We start from the raw sequence: 3,391 nt of genomic DNA on the forward strand, positions 1-3,391 counted from the left end.
GTGTCAGACGGATACCTTCGTATTCGATGTCCATACCACAGTCGCGCGCGCGGAAGGCAATCTGCTCGGCCCCGTTTGAGTGACCGTCAAGGCCGGGCTTGCCGACCAGGAACTTCAGGCGGCGACCCAGCTTGTCGCTGACGGCGTCCACAGCCTCGCGGATATCGTCCAGACCCTCGGTTTTGTTCGATACACCACGGGCAACGCCGGTCGGGCCACGGTATTCGCCGAAGGCCGTGCGCATCTCTGCCGCCCATTCGCCGGTGGTCGCGCCAGCCTTGGCCGCCTTGATCGAGGCAGGCATGACGTTGCCGCCTGCTTTGGTGACTTCGCGCAGTTCGGCCAGAGCGGCCTGTACTGCGGCTTCGTCACGCTCGGCGCGCCAAGCGTTCAGGCGTTCGATCTGCTCGACTTCGACCGCGGGGTCGACAACCATGATGCCGCCGTCCGAGCCGACCAGCGGGCTGGGTTCTCCCTGCTGGAACTTGTTTACGCCGACGACGATGGTTTCGTTCTTTTCGATGCGGTTCAGGCGATCCGCATTCGATTCGACCAGGCGGCCTTTCATGTACTCGATCGAACTGACCGCGCCACCCATGCCGTCCAGCTGCGCCAGTTCCTGACGTGCGCCTTCTTTCAGGGCTTCGACCTTGGCGTCGACTGCGGGGTTGCCGTCGAACAGGTCTTCGTATTCCAGAAGGTCGGTCTCATAGGCCAGAATTTGCTGCATCCGCATCGACCACTGCTGGTCCCACGGGCGGGGCAGGCCGAGCGCCTCGTTCCACGCGGGCAGCTGCACCGCGCGGGCGCGCGCCTTCTTCGACAGGGTCACGGCCAGCATCTCGATCAGGATGCGGTAGACGTTGTTTTCCGGCTGCTGCTCGGTCAGGCCGAGACTGTTCACCTGCACACCATAGCGGAAGCGGCGGAACTTGGCGTCTTCCACACCATAGCGTTCCAGCAGGATTTCATCCCAGAGGTCCACGAAGGCGCGCATCTTGCACATCTCGGTGACAAACCGGATGCCCGCGTTCACGAAGAAGGACATCCGTCCGCAGAGCGCCGGGACATCTTCGGGCTTCACGCGCGGTTGCAGCGCGTCCAGCACTGCAATGCCGGTGGCCAGCGCGAAGGCCAGCTCCTGCTCGGGCGTCGCGCCAGCCTCTTGCAGGTGATAGGAACACACGTTCATCGGGTTCCATTTCGGCACGTTGGTGTAGCAGTATTCCGCCACGTCCGCGATCATCTTCAGCGATGGTTTCGGCGGGCAGACATAGGTGCCGCGGCTGAGGTATTCCTTGATCAGATCGTTCTGGACGGTGCCCTGCAACTTGGAAATATCCGCGCCCTGTTCCTCGGCCACCGCGATATAGAGCGACAACAGCCAAGGCGCCGTGGCGTTGATCGTCATCGAGGTGTTCATCTGTTCCAGCGGGATCTGGTCGAAGAGCGCGCGCATGTCGCCCAGGTGGCACACAGGCACGCCCACCTTGCCCACCTCGCCGCGCGCAAGTTCGTGGTCGCTGTCGTAACCTGTCTGCGTGGGCAGGTCGAAGGCCACGGACAGGCCCGTCTGCCCCTTGGCAAGGTTGCCGCGATAGAGCGCGTTCGAGGCCTTGGCGGTCGAGTGCCCGGCATAGGTGCGAATAAGCCAGGGGCGGTCTTTCTTGGTCTCGGTCATCAGGCGGCCTCCGAATCTAGATCGGTAATCTTATTTCGTCAGGCCGGGTATATCTGGAATTTTAATACCCCGTCAACTCGCTGCATTGCGGCGAGACGGAAAAGATGCTGCGCTGCTATTCTGCGGCTGCATTGGCGGCTCAGAGCCGGTGAAACTCCATGATCAGCCCGTGTTCGTCGCCATGGGAATCGTCGGCCTTGTCATAGATCGCGAAGTCATGGAAGCGAATGGGCGTGATCTGAGCGCCCGCCACAAGCTGCGCCAGGGCGGATCCGAAGCCCGCGCTGTCATAGACCGCCGGGATGACCGTGCAGACGAACAGCGCGCCGGGCCGGGTGATGCGCATCAGCTCCGGCAGACAGACCGGGCCCACATGGCCATGGGTGAAGGTGCCCGAGGACACGACGCCGCCATAGCTGGCATCGGGGATATCGAGCGGACCTGTCAGGTCGGCGGTGATGAGGTTTCGGTAGACCCCCTTGCGCCCGGCGACCTCCAGCATCTCGGGCGAAAGGTCCAGCGCGTCGATCCGGGTGCCTGCCATTTCCTGTCCGATCAGCCCGGTGCCCGCGCCCACATCCAGCACCGGTTCATTGCCGTCAGCCGCTGCGCGAAAGCGGCGGGCCACTTCGGCGGGCGAGCGATAGCCGCGATCCTGGGCAAAGGTCTGGTCGTAGGTTTCCGCCCAGGCCTTGTAGAATTCGCGTGTTTCCTCCTTGCCGCCAAGGGCGTAGGCGCTGTCGAGATCGGGTTTGGTCATGGGGCCTCCTTGCGGGCAAGTGTAGCCGGGAATCCCCGGCGGCGGTCAAGCCTGCGGCCAACGCGCCGAGAGAGATTGAAGCGCCCGGCGTTTCCTGCCACCGTCGCCCGAATGACCACGATGATCGAGATACCGGCCTGGCTGCTGATCCTTGTGCTGCTCTTCGCGGCGGTCACGGCCTTGGACAGGGTGCTGATGCCCTCGGTGCGCTGGTATCTGCGCAGGCGTCTTGAGCGCGCGGTCGAGCGGCTGAACCAGCGCCTGTCCTACCCGATCCAGCCCTTCAAGCTGGCGCGCCGGCGCGACACGATCCTGCGGCTGCGCTACGACCCGGAGGTCGCGCAGGCGGTTCTGGACTTCGCGCGCGAACGCGGCATCCGCGAAGACGTGGCCGCGCAGACCGCCGAACGCTACGCGCGCGAGATCGTGCCCAGCTTTTCCGCCTTCACCTATTTCGCCTTCGCCATTCGCGCCGCGCGGATGATTTCGCGCACGCTCTACCGGGTACGGGTCGGCGCGGCCAATGCCGCCGCGCTTGAGGACATCGGGCAGGACAAGACGGTGATCTTCGTGATCAACCACCGTTCAAACATGGATTACGTGCTTGTCACGTGGCTTGCTGCCGAACGCTCGGCGCTGGCCTATGCCGTGGGCGAGTGGGCGCGCGTCTGGCCCTTGCAGCCGCTCATCAAGTCGCTTGGCGGATACTTCATCCGCCGCCGCCACAACAACCCGCTCTATCGCAAGGTGCTGGCGCGCTATGTGCAGATGGCGACCGAGGCCGGGGTGACCCAGGCCGTGTTTCCCGAAGGCGGACTCACGCGCACGGGTGCGCTGCGCGAACCGAAACTGGGGCTTTTGTCCTACATTATCGACGGGTTCCGGCCGGGGCAGAGCCGCGACGTGGTCTTCGTGCCCGTGGCCATCAACTACGACCGGGTGATGGAAGA

General features: G+C 64.1%; 3 protein-coding genes. 1 reads left to right on the plus strand and 2 read right to left on the minus strand.

Annotated elements, in window-relative coordinates:
* The coding region (locus tag ACEQXV_RS08415; protein ID WP_370268718.1) for a methylmalonyl-CoA mutase family protein at positions 1-1,681 on the minus strand (1,681 nt) is incomplete at its 3' end.
* A gap of 139 nt (positions 1,682-1,820) precedes the next feature.
* Positions 1,821-2,441, minus strand: coding sequence for a class I SAM-dependent methyltransferase (locus tag ACEQXV_RS08420; protein WP_370251431.1), 621 nt, complete (start codon positions 2,439-2,441; stop codon positions 1,821-1,823).
* 111 nt (positions 2,442-2,552) lie between these two features.
* Between ACEQXV_RS08420 and ACEQXV_RS08425 the strand changes: the two genes are divergently transcribed.
* A partial coding sequence (locus ACEQXV_RS08425) for a 1-acyl-sn-glycerol-3-phosphate acyltransferase (RefSeq protein WP_370268720.1) occupies positions 2,553-3,391 on the plus strand: 839 nt, incomplete at its 3' end.

The organism is Nioella sp. (assembly GCF_964229645.1).
Lineage (GTDB): Bacteria > Pseudomonadota > Alphaproteobacteria > Rhodobacterales > Rhodobacteraceae > Nioella.

Excerpts from the sequence above, each read along its gene's own strand:
- ACEQXV_RS08420 (WP_370251431.1), bottom strand. The coding sequence starts at position 2,441 with ATGACCAAACCCGATCTCGACAGCGCCTACGCCCTTGGCGGCAAGGAG.